The 17,142-nt window shown below is 40.3% G+C and carries 13 protein-coding genes; all 13 read right to left on the bottom strand.

The features are described 5' to 3' along the window. Window positions 1-247 precede the first annotated feature (247 nt). Window positions 248-2,215: a heavy metal translocating P-type ATPase gene (locus tag ACWGOQ_RS14910; protein WP_452058845.1), complete on the bottom strand. Its 1,968-nt coding sequence runs from the start codon at window positions 2,213-2,215 to the stop codon at window positions 248-250. A gap of 33 nt (window positions 2,216-2,248) precedes the next feature. Continuing rightward, the gene (locus tag ACWGOQ_RS14905) at window positions 2,249-3,040 is read right to left on the bottom strand and encodes a cation efflux transmembrane domain-containing protein (RefSeq protein WP_181898143.1); all 792 of its coding nucleotides are present in this window, start codon (window positions 3,038-3,040) and stop codon (window positions 2,249-2,251) included. Between the two features lie 27 nt (window positions 3,041-3,067). Then, window positions 3,068-3,490: a Fur family transcriptional regulator gene (locus tag ACWGOQ_RS14900; protein WP_296380384.1), complete on the bottom strand. Its 423-nt coding sequence runs from the start codon at window positions 3,488-3,490 to the stop codon at window positions 3,068-3,070. Then, a complete protein-coding gene (locus ACWGOQ_RS14895) occupies window positions 3,483-4,124 on the bottom strand; it encodes a cation diffusion facilitator family transporter (protein WP_116216549.1) in 642 nt (213 codons plus the stop codon). The genes ACWGOQ_RS14900 and ACWGOQ_RS14895 overlap by 8 nt, the downstream gene beginning before the upstream one ends. 6 nt (window positions 4,125-4,130) lie before the next feature. After that, on the bottom strand, window positions 4,131-5,360 hold the full coding sequence (locus ACWGOQ_RS14890) for an efflux RND transporter periplasmic adaptor subunit (RefSeq protein ID WP_072316425.1): 1,230 nt from the start codon (window positions 5,358-5,360) through the stop codon (window positions 4,131-4,133). Window positions 5,361-5,366: 6 nt separating this feature from the next. After that, a complete protein-coding gene (locus tag ACWGOQ_RS14885) occupies window positions 5,367-9,812 on the bottom strand; it encodes a CusA/CzcA family heavy metal efflux RND transporter (protein WP_041566903.1) in 4,446 nt (1,481 codons plus the stop codon). Between the two features lie 119 nt (window positions 9,813-9,931). Next, complete coding sequence (locus ACWGOQ_RS14880) at window positions 9,932-10,240, bottom strand: DUF6660 family protein (protein WP_452058846.1); 309 nt, start codon at window positions 10,238-10,240, stop codon at window positions 9,932-9,934. Between the two features lie 47 nt (window positions 10,241-10,287). Then, window positions 10,288-12,021: an efflux RND transporter periplasmic adaptor subunit gene (locus ACWGOQ_RS14875; RefSeq protein ID WP_015361360.1), complete on the bottom strand. Its 1,734-nt coding sequence runs from the start codon at window positions 12,019-12,021 to the stop codon at window positions 10,288-10,290. Between the two features lie 4 nt (window positions 12,022-12,025). Further along, entirely contained in the window at window positions 12,026-12,517 is a 492-nt protein-coding gene (locus ACWGOQ_RS14870; RefSeq protein ID WP_174270037.1) for a DUF305 domain-containing protein, read from the bottom strand. Between the two features lie 24 nt (window positions 12,518-12,541). Beyond that, entirely contained in the window at window positions 12,542-13,249 is a 708-nt protein-coding gene (locus ACWGOQ_RS14865; protein ID WP_015361358.1) for a PepSY domain-containing protein, read from the bottom strand. A 1-nt stretch (window position 13,250) separates the two neighbouring features. Continuing rightward, window positions 13,251-13,835, bottom strand: a complete 585-nt coding sequence (locus tag ACWGOQ_RS14860; protein ID WP_041566900.1) for a DUF2911 domain-containing protein — start codon at window positions 13,833-13,835, stop codon at window positions 13,251-13,253. 19 nt (window positions 13,836-13,854) lie between these two features. Beyond that, complete coding sequence (locus ACWGOQ_RS14855) at window positions 13,855-16,581, bottom strand: heavy metal translocating P-type ATPase (protein ID WP_452058847.1); 2,727 nt, start codon at window positions 16,579-16,581, stop codon at window positions 13,855-13,857. Next, complete coding sequence (locus ACWGOQ_RS14850) at window positions 16,578-17,117, bottom strand: ion channel (RefSeq protein ID WP_013750626.1); 540 nt, start codon at window positions 17,115-17,117, stop codon at window positions 16,578-16,580. The genes ACWGOQ_RS14855 and ACWGOQ_RS14850 overlap by 4 nt, the downstream gene beginning before the upstream one ends. Window positions 17,118-17,142 lie beyond the last annotated feature (25 nt).

Here is a 17,142-nt window from a genome sequence, read left to right as displayed (position 1 = left end):
TAGAAGATATAAGATCTTTTGGTTATAAAACTTAGGTGTCGTTGAAGTAAAGTTATTTTTATATAGGAATGTAAAGGTTGTATACAAACAACAAAGCAAGCTCTTTTTACTTTGAGCTTGCTTTGTTTCAACTTTTTGTTAATCTATTGTGAACTCAACGGGACAGAGTTCGAACTTTTTGAAGAGTGATATTTCTTTAACACTCTCAAAATCAATGCTTATTGAAAATACTATTAGATTGTAATGTTTACTCCCACTTCATTTTCTGCAATCGAACAGCATTGAGAATAGCCAGCAATGCTACACCTACATCTGCAAAGACTGCTTCCCACATTGTGGCGAGACCTCCAGCGCCTAATATTAATACAATAACTTTCACGCCAAAGGCAAGTATGATATTTTGCCAAACAACCCGACGTGTAGAACGGCCTATTTTTATCGCTCTTGAGATTTTACTGGGTTGATCTGTTTGTATAATAACATCTGCGGTTTCAATAGCCACATCGCTACCAAGACCGCCCATCGCGATTCCTACATCACTAGCCGCAAGTACAGGCGCATCATTAATACCATCACCTATAAAAGCCACCTTAGTATCTGGTTGCTGTTTTAATTTTTCCACCTCATTGAGTTTGTCTTCTGGAAGCATTCCACCTTTTGCCCAGTCGATGCCTAATTCTTTTGCTACTTCTTGAGTGATAGAATCCTTATCTCCAGAAAGCATAATAATCTTATCGATTCCTGCTGCCCTTATTTCTTTGATCGCTTGATGCGCATCGTCTTTCAATTCATCGGCGATTGTTACATAACCTGCAAATGCGCCATCTATACCTACCATCACTATAGACTCAACAATGTTGTCTGTTTCTGCTGGAACTTCTATCTGATGTGCTGTCATCAATGCTTTGTTCCCAACTAAGACTGTTTTTCCATTTACGCTACCTTTCAAACCTTTACCTGCAATTTCAGAAACGTCTGTAGCATTATAATCTGCTCCTTCAGCCTTATATTCCATAATGGCTATTGCTATTGGATGCGTGGATTGCTCTTCCATTGCCATTAGGTATTTCATAAATTCTGCTTTCGCGAAAGCGGAACCAGTAACAATTTCTTTAATCTTAAATACTGCTTTAGTGACCGTTCCCGTCTTATCCATCACTACGGTATTAACTTGAGTCATTGCATCGAGAAAGGACGCACCCTTAAAAAGAATACCATTACGTGAAGCAGCTCCCAAACCACCGAAATAACCTAGCGGTATCGAGATAACCAAAGCACAAGGACACGAAATCACGAGGAATATCAATGCACGATATAACCAATCTCTAAACACATAATCATCTACAAAAAAGTAAGGAAGAAACGTCAGGCTGATGGCAAGGAATACAACGATAGGCGTATAAATCCGCGCAAATTTTCTAATGAACAATTCCGTTTTTGATTTTCTAGCAGTTGCGTTTTGCACCATATCGAGAATACGTGCAATGGAACTGTCCTTAAATTCTTTTGTTGTTTCAACTTCAATAACTCCATCGAGATTAATACTTCCAGCAAAAACGGTATCGCCTTTAGCAATAGTATCAGGTTTGCTTTCGCCTGTCAAGGCAGCAGTATTAAAAGAACCCTTTTCAGAAAGCAGAATACCATCAAGCGGAACTTTTTCGCCTACACGTACCTGTATCTTTTCGCCAATTTCAACTGTCTCGGGATTTACTGAAACATAATCGCCATCACGATAAACTAATGCCTCATTTGGTCTTACATCGAGTAAGGCTTTTATATTTCCTTTCGCACGGTTAACGGCCGCATTTTGGAAGAGTTCGCCCACAGCATAAAACAGCATTACGGCAACACCTTCGGGATATTCGCCAATGGCAAATGCACCTAAAGTGGCTATGGACATTAAGAAGAATTCCGTAAAAAAATCACCATTTTTGACACTCTTCCAACCTTCCTTAATTACAGGGAATCCCACAGGTATATAGGCTACCGTGTACCACACTATGCGAATCCATCCTTTGAAGAAAAGAAACGCATCAAAGTAATCAATAGCAATTCCGGCTATCAGCATCACAAAGCTGAAAATTGCCGGTAGATAGGTTCTAAAATTTGAAATTTCTTCAGGGCTGCTATGGTTATGGCCATCATCGTGTCTGTGCTCACCTTGATGTTCTTTCGCTTCTAAGTCACGTAAGTTTACTTTTTTCTTTTTCATATGTTCTAATCAAGTTTGATATCATTTTAAAAACTACTTCGATAATTTCAATATTCTCAATGCACCGCGCATTACAAAAGTGAAAACGATGCCGCCAATCACTAAATCGGGCCATTTACTATTCAGAAAATAAACCAGCACCCCAGCTACTATAACACCACCATTAACAATAATATCATTGGATGTAAAAATGGCACTTGCCTGCATATGAGCCTCTTGACTCTTTGCCTTGTTGATGAGCCAGAGCGATATCAAATTACCTGCCAATGCGAAAATTGAAACGATAATCATCCATTGAAACAAGGGTGTTTCGGTATTGCTAAAAAACCTTCTCAAGACCTCTGCAAACCCAAGTGTTGCCAATGCCATCTGAAAGTATCCGCTGTATTTCGCAACCTTCTTTTTTCTTGAAATGGCACCGCCTACCGCAAATAGGCTTAATGCATATACGATGGAATCTGCCAGCATATCTAATGAGTCTGCCACAAGACCCATCGAAGAAGAAATCCAACCGGTGGTCATTTCGATAACGAAAAAGCCAAAGTTGATGCCCAAGACCCACCATAGGATTCTTTTTTGTTTGGATTGGTCTTCCATTACGGGTGGTTCGGCTTCTGTGGTTCCTTCTAAGGAATCCCCAAGTTTTAAGCTGGCTATAGACGTTTTTATCGCCTTGACGTCGTCCACGTGATATACTTCCAATTTTCTGTTTGGAATATCAAAATCCAAGTGTTTTACTTGAGCATAAGACTCTAACTTCATCCGAATCATCTGCTCTTCTGAAGGGCAGTCCATTTTAGTTATTATAAAAGTGCTTTTTTTCAAAATCAATCTAATTTGTTCGTTTGTTTATTAAAGTAAATTACTGCTGCATTTTTCGCATATTCCCGTAACCACGAGATTAACATCCTCTGCCAAATATCCATCTGGCAAATTGATATGCGGGATTTTTTGTTCCGTTAAACAAACTGTTTCGTCACAGTTAGTGCAATGAAAATGTAAATGCAAATCCTGTTCTATTTCACAATTACAGCCTTCTTCACAAAGTGCGTATTTAGAGATTCCAGTTCCGTCATCTATGTGATGCACCACGTTTTTTTCTTCAAACGTTTTTAGGGTTCGGTACAATGTGGTTCTATCCGATTTTGCGAAAGCATTCTCAATATCAGTCAGGGCGATGGCGGCATCCCTATCGGCCATATACTTATAAATCAAGATGCGCATTGCGGTGGGACGCACGTTATGGTCATTTAATGTTTTTTCAATTTCAGTCATTTTGTGCGGTGTTATAATTGATATTTTTAGCTTTATTGTAGGCTTCATAGCCTTCTTTTGCAGCGTACGGAACGATAAGTAATGCCGCCACAGGATCTGCCCACCACCAGCCTAACCAGTTGACCAATAGCAATCCTATAAGTACGACCACGGTTTGGTATAAGCAAATAAAGGTGTCTTTAGCATCAGCCAGCAAGGCTGGACTGTCTAATTTCTTTCCATACTTTCTTTTGAAATAGATCAGGATAGGATTTACAACCAGGGAAACCAATAATATAATCAGTCCCATCGTGCTCCAGTTTGCGGTTTCTTTATTTATAAGCTTTGTAATGGAATCGTAGGAAATGAAAATACAGATGAGCGTAAAGGAAACTGCAATTACGTTTAACGTGATTTTTTGTCTTCGTTTTACTTTTTCTTCATCGATACCTTTAATCTCGCCGTGTAGTCGCCAGCCTAATGTTCCCGCACTAACCACTTCAATCGTGCTGTCCAATCCCCAACCTATCAGAGCCGAACTATTTGCCGTAAATCCAGCAATAAGCGAGACCGCAACTTCAATAACATCGTAGATGACGTTCCAAATCTGTAAGGTTCTTGCTACTTTTAAGTTTTTCTTTCTTTTTTCTTTCATTCCATTTTAATCATCGTCACCAAGTTCCCCTTTTTTCATCTCTCCCATAAGGTAATAGGCATTATTAAAGGCAAAATGAGTATTTGGGTCTGGGGTTTCAAAAAAACGTATGGCTATCCAGTCACCATCCTTCTCGCCCGTAGTGACTTCTACTGGTATAAAACTCCAAGTGTTGCCTTCCCTTTGCGCTTTAAACACATAATCCCTACCACCTTCTGTAATAATGGCACTTTCTGGTAATGCGGTTTCAGCGGTTTCATCGTTATCAACTTCAATCCTACCTTTAATGTACATTCCTGGGATAAGACCACCACCTTTGTTCTCAATTTCTGCGTGTACGTGCACCGCTTTGGGATCTTGCTCGAAGGTTTTTCCTACTGAATAAATTTCGGCAACGAGTTCCGTTCCTGGTCTTGATTGAACGCTAAATCGTACTTGTTGACCTTTTTTTACCCTATCAACATCTTTTTCGAAAACCATTAAATCTGCGTGTACGTGGTCTGTATCTACTATTTCCATTAGGTTGGTCTGTGGCTCCACATATTGTCCAGTTTTTATAAAAACTTTTTCTACAACCCCTGCAATGGGACTGCGCAATGCAACACGCTGGTAGATAGTGCCATTGCGCACGCCATTCACATTGATGTTGTACTGTCGCAATTGTGCTTCCAGCCCGTTTACCATTGCGGTAGATGACTGATAGTCTGCCGTTGCCTTTTGGAAATTCATACCAGATGCCACACCAGCTTCATAAAGCCTTTTTTGACGTTCGTATTCTTGTTTTAAAAACCGACTGTTGCTGTGTGCATTTAAGTAATCGCTCTGTATCTGTATGATGCTGGGATGTGAGAGATAGGCGACCGCTTGATTTTTTTTCACTTCATCACCTTCTATTACTTCTATGGATGCCACATTTGCTCCTGTTATGGCGGTAATGGATGCTTCGTTTTGTGGTGGTACTTCCAGCGTGCCATTTGCTTCTACATAACCGCTCATATAACGTTGTGAGAGCGTGTCAATTTCCATCTGTAAGGCTTCAAACTGCTGTGCCGTGAGCATTACTTCCTTAGCTTCGCCTTCCATATTATCTTCTTCATCTTCCCCTTCAGAGTGATTTTCTTCTGTTTCAGAATGGGTGGCTTCATCGTGGCCATCTTCAGTTTTTGACTCGCCACAGCTGAATAATGTCAATGCCATAAGCATTGTGGTAATCGGTATATATTTTAATTTTTTCATCTTTTTTTAGTTTTGGAAATATTGTAGTTTAAACAAGGCTTCTAAATAATTATCGAGTGCGTCCAGCGCATCCATTTCGGTCTGTATGGCATCACGTATAATTTGCGTGAATGCTGCATAATCAAGCGCACCTTCTTTGTAGGCGAGCAATGCGCCTTTGCGCTGGTCTATGGCAAGTGGCAGAGCTTCGGTTTTATAGAAAAACCAAGTATCTCGCCATCGTGTATAATTTTGCTGTGCTTGTGTATATTGGGATTGCAGCTCGCGTTGTTTGAATGCGGCATTGGTTTCTGCAATCTGTGCATCCAGTTTAGCAGCTTTTGCGCGGCTGCGGTCTGGGCCAGAAAACAGCGGTATGGAAATCCCTGCCTGATAGGTGTAGAAACCACTATCGCCATTTACACGTTGCAGGCCACCTTGCAGATTGAATTTGGGCAACAAATTTGCTCTTGCTGCATCATAGCTTGCCTGTGCTTCGTCTATACGCTTTCGCGAAAGCGATAACTCGGGATGTTCATCCAATGTATCATCAGTCTCTAACACCGAAATTTCGGTAGCTTCAAATTCATCAGCTACGGTGTACATCGTATCTGGTGTCAACCAAAGATTGAGTTTTTGTAATGCGATTAAATAATCTGTTTCTGCCTGCTGAAACCTGTTGGTTATCTGTAACGCTTGATTGCGCGCAGCAGCATATTCCAGTCTCGAAATGGCTTCGACTTCAAAATTGAGTTCTACAGATTGTGCAAATTGACCATAAATGCTGTCCAGTTCTCGATAAAGAACAAATTTCTTCTTTGCCTGAAAAGCTTCTGACCAGGCTTTTTTGACTTCCAGTTCTATCTGGATTTCAGATAGGTCAAAAGCTGTTTCGGCTAACTGGATGCGTTGTTGTTGCAAGCGTTTTTTGGCACCTATTCCCAATAGATCAATATTTTGTTGACCGATACCTATCAAGGTATAAATGCCCTGACCATCTGCCACTTCTTCGCCACCTGTAAATACTTTAGTATTACCGAAGTCATAGGCATTGCCCGTGAGTGCGCTCTGTCTTTCTATTTCGAGTTGGCTCGTCTTGAGTGCTGGATAATTCTCTTTAGCAATTTCTACAGCCCGAGATAAGGTAATGGGTGTAATGCTATCCTGAACAATGAGGTCTGGCACAGGTGCTTGTGTTTGTTGCCCTTTCCCTTCGACTGCGCTCTGGGCAGGCGCGAAAGCGGTACCACCTAACATAAAACCAAGTATTAAAATCGTGGCCAATGCTTGCGGATTAAACGAACCAATCTTGTTCTGGTCTTTGCGCTCACGTCGCTTTTCTATAAAGGTATAGAGCACGGGAAGTACGATCAACGTGAGTAGGGTGGCCGTAAGCATCCCACCAATAACTACCGTAGCGAGCGGTTGTTGCACCTCTGCACCGGCTGATGTGGAAAATGCCATTGGTAAAAACCCAAAAATATCTGTGGTGGCCGTGAGCATAATGGGACGAATACGTTCTTTAGTCCCTTGAAATATTCTATCCTTTATACTTATCACACCTTCTTCTTTTAAGGAATTAAATCGGTTTATAAGTACCAGTCCGTTAAGAACTGCAACACCAAATAGCACAATAAAGCCGACACCTGCCGAAATACTAAATGGCATATCCCGCAACCATAGGGCAAACACACCACCGATGGCCGCCAAGGGAATCGCTATGTAAATCATTAGCGATTGTGAAAAGGATTTTAAGGCAAAGTACAGCAGTATAAATATTAAAAACAGGGCGATGGGCACAACGATTATCAAACGATCCTTTGCGCTTTGTAGATTTTCAAACTCGCCACCATAGGTAATATAATAGCCTGATGGCAAGTCCAGTTCTTCATCTAATTTTTGCTGAATATCTTTTACTACAGACTCCACATCCCTGCCTCTTGCATTTACACCTACGTAGGTTCTTCTATACGTATTGTCACGTGAAATTTGCATAGGTCCAGGGACGTATTCAATTTCGGCTATTTCGATAATGGGTATCTGATTGCCATCCTTAAGATCGATATACATATTGCGTAGGTCATCGATACTTTTTCTATGGCTTTCATCAAATCGTACCACGAGATCAAATCGTTTCTCGCCTTCAAAAATTACTCCTGCAGTTCCGCCAGCGAATGCGGTACTTATGTAATCATTTACTTTTTGAATATCCAGTCCATATTGCGCCATTTTATCACGCTTATATTTTACGGTCATCTGTGGTAATCCTGCAGTTCGTTCTGCACTCACATCACCAGCGCCAGGAACGGTCTGTATAATCGCTGCCATTTCCTGAACCTTTTGTGATAACACATCTAAATCTTCGCCATACAGCTTTACCGCAATATCTTCTCTTACACCTTCTAACAGCTCGTTAAATCGTAACTCTACTGGTTGGGTAAAAACTAAATTTACACCCACGAGTTCTTCATCTAATTTGTCTCTAATGGCATCTATCAAACCTTCTTTAGTAGTAGCTGTTGTCCACTCGTCCATATCCTTGTTTAGGATGATGTACATATCTGCAATATCCATAGGCATAGGATCTGTAGGAATATCTGCAACACCTATACGAGCTGTGACTGTTTTAATTTCAGAGAAATTTTCTAATAGGATAGTTTCTATTTTCTTGGAAACTTCAATAGATTCGGATAATGAACTTCCTGGTCTAATGAGCGCTTGCATTGCTAGATCTCCTTCATCAAGCTGGGGCACAAATTCTCCACCCATATTAGAAAAGATAAAACCAGCAATAAGAAGTAATACGGTAGCAGCTGATAAAACAATAAGTTTTAGTTTAAGGGCTCCCTTTAATAATGGCATATATGCACTATGAATAGCACCTATAATTTTATCGCTTATTTTTTCGAGCCAACGCTCGAACCTGCCGAACCAGTTTTTGGTATTTTGTACTGGTTTCATAAAAAGCGCTGCCATCATAGGCACATACGTGAGACACAAGATGATGGCACCTATCATTGCAAAGCCAAAGGTGTATGCCATAGGTTTAAACATTTTACCTTCTACACCAGTTAGAAAAAGTATAGGCGTAAAAACGATGAGGATAATTATCTGTCCAAAAAAAGCGGAACCCATCATCGTGCTTCCTGCATCATAAGCCACTTTATCCATCACGCCTTGATTGAATTTTAGCTTGCCAGACCTAATCCGTTTTTGGATCTCATAAACCGTTCCTTCTATAATAATTACCGCACCATCTATGATAATCCCAAAATCAATAGCTCCCAAGCTCATTAAGTTTGCCCATACATTAAACTGCTTCATCAGGATAAAGGCAAAAAGTAAGGACAATGGTATGGTCGTGGCTGTTATGATTCCACCTCTTAAACTACCCAGCAATAACACAAGGGCAAAAATCACTATTAGAGCACCTTCCAGTAAATTAGTTTTAACCGTATCTGTAGTTCTGGCAATAAGCTCACTACGATCAATGATAGGGGCGATCGTTAAACCTTCTGGCAGGGATTTTTCAATTTCTGCCATACGATCCTTTACATTTTGAATAACTGCATTAGGATTAGAACCCTTGAGCATCATAATCATACCGCCCACGGCTTCCTTACCGTCTTGGGTAAATGCACCATAACGTACCTGACTCCCAAAATGGACACGCGTTGCTACATCTCCAATTGTTATGGGAATGTTGCCTTCGTTGATAATCGAGATATTCTTGATGTCTTCCAAAGAGCGAATAAGACCTTCGCCTCTTATGAAGTTTGACATTTTATTTTTCTCAATATAGGCACCACCTGTATTGACATTGTTCATAGCAAGAGCGTCATACACTTGTGAAATGCTGATGCCCATACTATTTAACTTCTCTGGATCGACGGCAACTTCGTACTGCTTAATGCTACCACCATATGAGTTAACTTCTACCACACCTTCCAGTAAAGTAAGTTGTCGTTTGATAACCCAGTCCTGGATGGTACGCAGTTCCATAGGCGAATATCTGTTTTCAAATCCTTTCCCTGGCTGAATGGTGTATTCATAAATTTGACCTAATCCTGTGGAAATGGGACCCATAGATGGACTTCCAAATTTTTCAGGTATAGATTCTCCAAGTTCGTTGAGTTTTTCCCCTACCAGTTGTCTAGGAAGATAAGTCCCCATATCGTCCTCAAAAACGATGGTTACTACAGAGAGTCCGAAACGTGAGATAGATCTTATTTCGGTAACGCCCGGTAAATTACCCATAGATAATTCTACAGGATAGGTCACGAACTGTTCAATATCTTCCGTTCCCAGATTGGGCGATTGCGTGATGACTTGCACTTGATTATTGGTAATATCTGGCACAGACCCAAGATTTACCGTTGCCATTGACCAGATACCGACACCTACAAGAGTCAAGGTAAACAAGCCAATAATAAATTTGTTATTGATTGAAAAATCAATGATTCTGTTAATCATAGATTAATGTATTAATTCAGTTAAAAAACGAGTTTGCGTTTTCGCGTAGCAAAAACATAGTTGAGCATTCCCATTAGGAAAACTTCAAAAAAGGATATAGTTATCCTATGAAAACTGAATTATGCCCGAGGTGGCTGAAAAAGGGAATGGGGAATATCTTTGCCAAGGTCATCGAAATGGGCAAAGAATTCTTGAGGAATAGCAGGCTGTAGCGGTTGAAATGCAACAAGCCCAAAATTTATCGTGTGAACGTGACAACAATGGCATTGGCAAAAAGGCGAGCATAACTCACAGTCTTGGTCGTGGTCGCCATCAATATCGATTACTGAAACTACTTGGGTATCATCAGCTCTATTTGCCGCATCGCTACAAGGCACTACATTGAGTGCCAAGAAATAAAACGATAAAATGATTGCTACAACTTTCACAATGCAAAGATAAAATTTTTTTGGTGCAACTGTGTTGCAAATGATTTTTACAACGAATCAATCACACTTCCGCAAGTCAACATTGCATCGCCATAGTATGGATTTCTTATTTCTTCTTCCATACTTAGCCATACCGCACCTTTATTGTTATTTGCCATAGGGCATTTCTGAATGTAATAATTTATCGAGTTTTTTATGCTCATTGCAATAGGCACGATATTCTCGTTTAGAATGACGAAGTGAGCGCGCTGGTTTTCCAGATTATCATTGTTTGCAACGGCATCCAGCATCTCAATACTTTTGGTTAAGTGTTGTTTTTCCATCGTACTTAAATCATCAGTCGATATTGCTTTTAATTTTAATGATGTCGCTTTCGCGAAAGCGGAAACTTGACTTGCATCGCTTGCTACAAGGGCATCTTTCATTTTGAGATATGATGGTAATGCTTTGTCGAAATCAGAACTAAACGCATTGCTGAAACTCATTTCCATATCGCCCATCATTGCTGATTCGTCCTGCATCATTTGCTGATTCATCATTGATTTTTTACCCTGTAACTGTGCCGCTGCATCTACTGTAAATGTTCCATTGGTAACAATTTCATCGCCATTATTTAATCCGGCCGATACTTGGTAAGTTTCGCCAGAGCGATTGCCCAAGGTTACTTCGTGCATTTCAAATACAGGCTCGTTAGGATTGGTTTTCACATATACCAATGAGCGCTCGCCCGTCCATAACACAGCACTTGCAGGCACGGTAAGGGTGTTTTCCATAGTTTGTGTTGCGCCTTTAACCTTACCTGTAACAAACATTCCTGGTTTAAATAGGTCGTCTCTATTTTGAAGGGTTGCACGTACCGTTACCGTTCTTGTAGCATTATTTAAAATTGGGTCAATAAATGAAATTGTTCCCTCAAATTCTTTATTTGGATAGGCATTGGTCGTGATGTTGATTTTTTGCCTAACGTTGAATAGCGCTATTTGATTTTCATAGGCATCAAATTCTGCCCAAACCGAATTGAGGTTGCTCAACTTCACAATAGGCTGTCCTTGATTTACATAATCGCCTTGTGCTGCCATTACTTCTGAAACCGTTCCGGAAACCGTTGCATAAATCGGGAAATTCTCTCGTACCGTTCCACTTTCTTCAATAGCATTGATTTGTGTATCTGAAAGTTTCCAGTTTTTGAGTTTATTGCGAACTGCTTTATACAAAGCGGGTTGCGATTCTTTCAACGATGCTGCGGTAATCAATTCCTGTTGTGCCGCTACAAGGTCTGGTGCGTAAATGGTTGCGAGCAGCTGACCACGATTTACTTGTTGACCTTCATAGTTGACGTTGAGTCTTTCTATTCTTCCTTTGAAATAGCTGGCTTGCACAGTATTGTTTTCTTCATTAGCAGCTATTTTTCCAGAAAGGGATGTCATCCCATCATCATCGCTGGCTTCTGCATTGCCCACGATAGTGGTTTGAATATTTGCTAATGCCATAGCATTTTCGGTCATTTTTATCTCGTTTGCTGCGAGACCTTCAGCACCAGCTTCAGCAGGGATTAAGTCCATTCCACATATAGGACAATCGCCAGCTTCTGGTTGCATAATCTGTGGATGCATTGAGCACGTCCACATCTGGTCTGCACTCTCGCCAGAATGGTCGTGTTGATCGGACATATCAGACGTATCCTTATTTGCTGCATTGTCTGAGCTATTTCCAAAAATTAGCCAGCCAGCGCCCAAACCTATGATAACGGCTATTGCTATATATAAAATATTCTTATTCATAATCTTATTTTTCGTTTTCTAGACGTTCAATCATTGCTTTCATCTCTGCAATTTCCTTACGTTGTGCCTTAATAATGTCTTCTGCTAGTTTTTTTACTTCTGGGTCTTTAATATCTGCACGCTCACTTGTTAAAATTGCTATAGAATGGTGCGGTATCATTGCTTTCATCCACAGTACGTCGCCCACAGTGGATTTTTGGTCGCGTACTAGTCCTAATGCTCCCAAAAACAATATAACACTACCTGCGAGAATTGCAATATTCTTTTTCTTGTCTTTATACATATTCAGCATAAATAACAACATAATAACAGCCATAGTAGCTATTCCTAGACACACCATATAAAATCGTGTAAGACTGAACCACACGTGGTCAAACTCGTAGGTATTTAAATACATTGTGATGTACATTGCTATAAATGATGACCCTAGCATAAGGAAGAATTTAGTGTATTGGCTCATTCCTTTGTTCTTGTTTTCGTGTTCGTTTGAATTCATAATTTTTGGTTTTTTTGTTATTAATTATTTAATCTTCTTTTCTAGTTTTCTGATTGATGGGGAACTGATATACCACAAAACGAAACCACTCAATACGGTTATCAATCCCAAAAGTGAAAATGCCCTTAACAACAACGTGTTGAAATTATCCCTTCCCTGATAATCCATTGTATGGGTCATCCAAAGAAAATCAAACCAGCGCCAATCCCTGTGTCTCACCGTTTGAAAAGCGCCATTTTCAACCGCCACATAGGCTTTTAAATTTTGTGGTGTCTCATACAAGATTTCATAAGCTGGAAGTGGGCGACCGCGATATTCGTGATGTGACCCTACAGAATCGACTAATTGAATTTTTGCTATTTCTAAATCGTCCAACATATACCTATTTGCAACTTGTTGTGCCTCTTCTTTAGAAATTCCATTTTTCCTTTGTCCCGTTCTTGCATTATAAAGCTGTGCTTCATTAATCCAATAATAAGGTTCATTTGCGATTTCCAGTAGTTCCAAAGATTTTACGGATTCTTTTGTAGCCAGTTGGGATGTACCGAGCAAATTATCAAAAGAGGTCTGCACCGGTGCCGATTTCTTAAAATGGTCACCGTGGATTTCGTCGATGTCCGTCCAACTGAAATACATCCCACTAATCGTCCACATCAGAAACTGAATACCTAAAAAGATACCCAAATAGCGGTGCGCTTTTCTAATCCATTTCGCTGTTTTTCTGTTCACCATATTATTTTATTTCAAAAGGAAACTCAATCGTGACTTTTTCCCAACTCATTGAGATTGTTCCTGAAGTCTCTGTTGTTTTGTTTACTTTATACTCTAAATGTTCCTTGATTTCTTCGGAAATTTTAGGTGTTACTTTAAATCGTAATGCATCATCGCTCGCATCATAGTCGTCCTTACCGTGTTGGTTCCAGTTCCTGTTGAAAATGACAGTCCATTCTTTTTGATTCGGAATTACAAAAAATCCATATTTCCCAGCTTTCAATTCTTTACCGTCAATTTCTAAATCCTTATTTGTTTCCAGCCAAGTAGCCATATGGGCACCAGCCTGCCAGACTTGGTCGTAAGCCAACAGTCCACCGAAAATAATTCTATCCCTTACACCTGGCGACGAATAATCTATATGAATATGTGCATCACCTATCATCGCCATTGCCGATGTATGTGGACTAAGGGATTTTTTGTTCTCGGATTTAGGTTCACTTTGGGTATGATTGTGTTCTGTCCCTATTTCTGAATTGTTCTTTTCTTCGTTTTTACATCCGCTGACAACAAGTACCAATAGGATTATCAAAATTTTATATTTCATAAGTATTCAATTAGTTAGATTATATGTTTTTACTTTTTAGACGTAATGAGTTGGCAATTACTGAAACCGAACTAAAGCTCATTGCCAAAGCCGCAATCATTGGGGATAAGAGTATTCCGAAAAACGGATACAGTAGTCCTGCTGCAATCGGGATACCCAGCGTGTTATAAATCATTGCAAAAAAGAGGTTTTGTTTGATATTGCGCATTACTGCATCACTTAGGTTTCTTGCCTTTACGATACCGTGTAAATCGCCTTTGACCAAGGTAATGGCCGCACTTTCAATGGCAACATCCGTACCTGTTCCCATAGCGATACCTACATCACTTTTAGCGAGTGCAGGTGCATCGTTGATGCCGTCACCTGCCATTGCAACCACCTTGCCTTGCTCTTGTAATTTCTCGACTTCCTGTAGCTTGTTCTCTGGAAGCATACTTGCTTGAAAATCGGCAAGGTTAAGTTCATCGGCGACAGCTTTGGCGGTGTCGTGATTATCGCCCGTAAGCATTATGACTGCAATTCCCTTATCCTGCAAATCCTTGATAGCTTTTGAGCTCGTTTCCTTTATTTTGTCACCTATGACCACGTAGCCTACAACTTGACTTTCAACAGCGAGATAGGAAACCGTCTTACCTTGTTTTTGGTAGGATTGTGCCTCGTTTTCCATAGCTGCGGTAAGTGTGGCATTTGCCTGTTCCATCATTTTGGCGTTACCTAAAGCCACTTCCTTACTATTCACTTTACCTTCAACCCCTTTTCCGGTAACTGCATTGAATCCATCTGCGTTTAAAAACTCTGAGTTTTGTTCTTTTCCATATTTTACGGTGGCTTCTGCGAGCGGATGTTCACTTTGGCTGTTAAGGGAAACAATAAATTGTAGCACTTCGCTTTCCGTAAAACCGTTGTCGAAAGATCCCATTTTCTCAACTGTAGGCTTTCCTTCAGTTATCGTTCCGGTCTTATCGATAATGAGAGTATCTACTTTATCCATTTTTTCAAGAGCTTCGGCATTTTTGATAAGCACACCATTTTGTGCGCCTTTACCAACACCGACCATTACGGACATTGGTGTCGCAAGTCCCAAAGCACACGGACAGGCGATAATCAATACGGCAATGGCATTGACCAAAGCATAAACGTAAGCGGGTTCTGGACCCCAAATTGCCCAAACGGCAAATGTAACAACAGCGATTATAACAACGATTGGTACGAAATATCCCGAAACGGTATCGGCCAACTTTTGGATGGGTGCACGGCTACGACTGGCATCGTTGACCATCTGTATAATCTGTGATAACAAGGTATCGGAACCTACCTTTTCAGCTTTCATCAAAAAGGACTGATTGCCATTGATAGTTCCGCTACTTACTTTATCATCGGTAGATTTGTTTACTGGAATAGGTTCGCCTGTAATCATCGATTCATCGATGGAAGTTTCGCCTTCGGTAATCACCCCATCCACGGGAATCTTATCGCCCGGCTTCACACGCAGAATGTCACCCAATTCAATTTCATCGATGGCTACTTCCTGTTCTTCGCCATCAACCAACTTAACTGCCTTATTCGGTGCTAATTTTAAAAGTTCCTTGACTGCTGAATTGGTCTTGCTATGCGCACGAGCTTCGAGGACTTGACCAAGTAGCACCAAAGTTAGAATCACCGTAGCCGCCTCAAAATAGACGTGAACCGTACCCGCTTCGGTCTTGAATTGGTTAGGGAAAAAATCGGGCACGAGCATTCCGAACACACTAAAGAGCCAAGCAACGCCTGCACCGATTCCGATAAGCGTAAACATATTTAAGTTCCAAGTTTTGATACTGCGGTAGGCGCGTTCAAAAAACATCCAAGTGGCGTAGAATACCACAGGTATTGAAAGAGCAAATTGAATCCAATTCCAATATTTCAGTTCCAAAATATCGTAGAGTGGATTTTTGGGCAGCATTTCGGACATTGCGATGATAAAAATGGGCAATGTGAATGCGACCGCTATCCAGAACTTTTTTAGCAGTTTTTTATAGGTTTTTTCTTCTGCGGACAAGTCGGGTTCCATAGGGACCAAATCCATTCCGCAAATGGGACAGCTTCCCGGTTCGTCTTTTACGATTTCGGGATGCATCGGGCAGGTATATTGCGTGTCGGAAGTAACCGTTAGGTTAACTTCTTCAACCAAATCCATTCCGCAAACAGGACAGTCGCCTGGTTGGTCATAGGTTTTATCGCCCTCGCAATGCATCGGACAATAGAACGTTCCCGTTCCTTTGCCTTTGGGTTGTGGTTTTTGTTTTTCGACTTCGGTAGTGTGACGTTGTCCAGCTTTATAAATAGTGTAGGTATCTCCATCGTTTTTTAAAACCTCCTGAAAAGTTTCATACGGAATGATACTTTTCATATCTATGAAGGCTTCAGCTTTTTCTAAATCGACGGTAACATCTAAGACACCGTCAACTTGTGATAAAGTCTTTTCTACGTGTGCTCTGCAACCATTACACGTCATACCATTTATGGGATAAGTGCGCGTTTTGATTCCATCAGGTTTGATTGGATGTATATGATATTTAGCCTTTCTCTCTTGGACCGCATTTTCAAATTCTTCAATTTCAATGTGTTGCTCCATCTCAATGGTAGCCGTTTGATTTTCAAAATCAATAGCTACGTCTGTAACTCCTACAACATCTGATAACGCACTTTTTACCGTTCTCAGACAACCTTTACAAGACATTCCTTGTATTTGATATGTGTGTTTCATTCTTGATTTATTTTAATCTGATTAACATTTGCGATTCCAAAGACAAGCACAAAGAATCGCAATCCCACTTCCAAAATCACTGTCGATTTAGCCACTATAGAAACTGGAACTATATCTCCGTATCCAACAGATGAAAATGTTATAATACTCAAGTAGAAATACTCAAAGAACACCGTCCAGATAGAACTATTTATATCATAGTTGCTCTTAAAATTATTGTCATCTATGAGGTGTAATGCTGCGAAGTCGCTTGCAAAAGAAAAGATGATTAAACCTATTAATAAGGTAAATAGAACAAGTACGTGACTAAGTAAATGGCTTTGACTTATAATTTTTACAAGTTGGCTGAAAGAAAGATGCACAATGAAGAATATTTTTACAACAGTAAGCATAAATACCATCCATACATTCCAATTATACTCAATGTTAGAAATAAGACCTATATCTACAAATGCAACTACCAGAATTACAGCTATTGTAAGTCCAGCTTTGCGAAAAAGCTGCTTGTAAAATGAGTCTATTTTTTCTAGTTCCATTTTTATAATTACTGTATTTGTGCCT

The organism is Aquimarina ulvae, assembly GCF_053613295.3.
The sequence above is the reverse complement of the archived record's forward strand: the minus strand, read 5'-3'. Positions and strand labels throughout refer to the sequence as shown.

Excerpts from the sequence above, each read along its gene's own strand:
- ACWGOQ_RS14895 (WP_116216549.1), bottom strand. The coding sequence starts at position 4,124 with ATGAAAGAAAAAAGAAAGAAAAACTTAAAAGTAGCAAGAACCTTACAG.
- ACWGOQ_RS14855 (WP_452058847.1), bottom strand. The coding sequence starts at position 16,581 with ATGAAACACACATATCAAATACAAGGAATGTCTTGTAAAGGTTGTCTG.
- ACWGOQ_RS14910 (WP_452058845.1), bottom strand. The coding sequence starts at position 2,215 with ATGAAAAAGAAAAAAGTAAACTTACGTGACTTAGAAGCGAAAGAACAT.
- ACWGOQ_RS14885 (WP_041566903.1), bottom strand. The coding sequence starts at position 9,812 with ATGATTAACAGAATCATTGATTTTTCAATCAATAACAAATTTATTATT.
- ACWGOQ_RS14890 (WP_072316425.1), bottom strand. The coding sequence starts at position 5,360 with ATGAAAAAATTAAAATATATACCGATTACCACAATGCTTATGGCATTG.
- ACWGOQ_RS14875 (WP_015361360.1), bottom strand. The coding sequence starts at position 12,021 with ATGAATAAGAATATTTTATATATAGCAATAGCCGTTATCATAGGTTTG.
- ACWGOQ_RS14870 (WP_174270037.1), bottom strand. The coding sequence starts at position 12,517 with ATGAATTCAAACGAACACGAAAACAAGAACAAAGGAATGAGCCAATAC.
- ACWGOQ_RS14865 (WP_015361358.1), bottom strand. The coding sequence starts at position 13,249 with ATGGTGAACAGAAAAACAGCGAAATGGATTAGAAAAGCGCACCGCTAT.
- ACWGOQ_RS14900 (WP_296380384.1), bottom strand. The coding sequence starts at position 3,490 with ATGACTGAAATTGAAAAAACATTAAATGACCATAACGTGCGTCCCACC.
- ACWGOQ_RS14860 (WP_041566900.1), bottom strand. The coding sequence starts at position 13,835 with ATGAAATATAAAATTTTGATAATCCTATTGGTACTTGTTGTCAGCGGA.
- ACWGOQ_RS14850 (WP_013750626.1), bottom strand. The coding sequence starts at position 17,117 with ATGGAACTAGAAAAAATAGACTCATTTTACAAGCAGCTTTTTCGCAAA.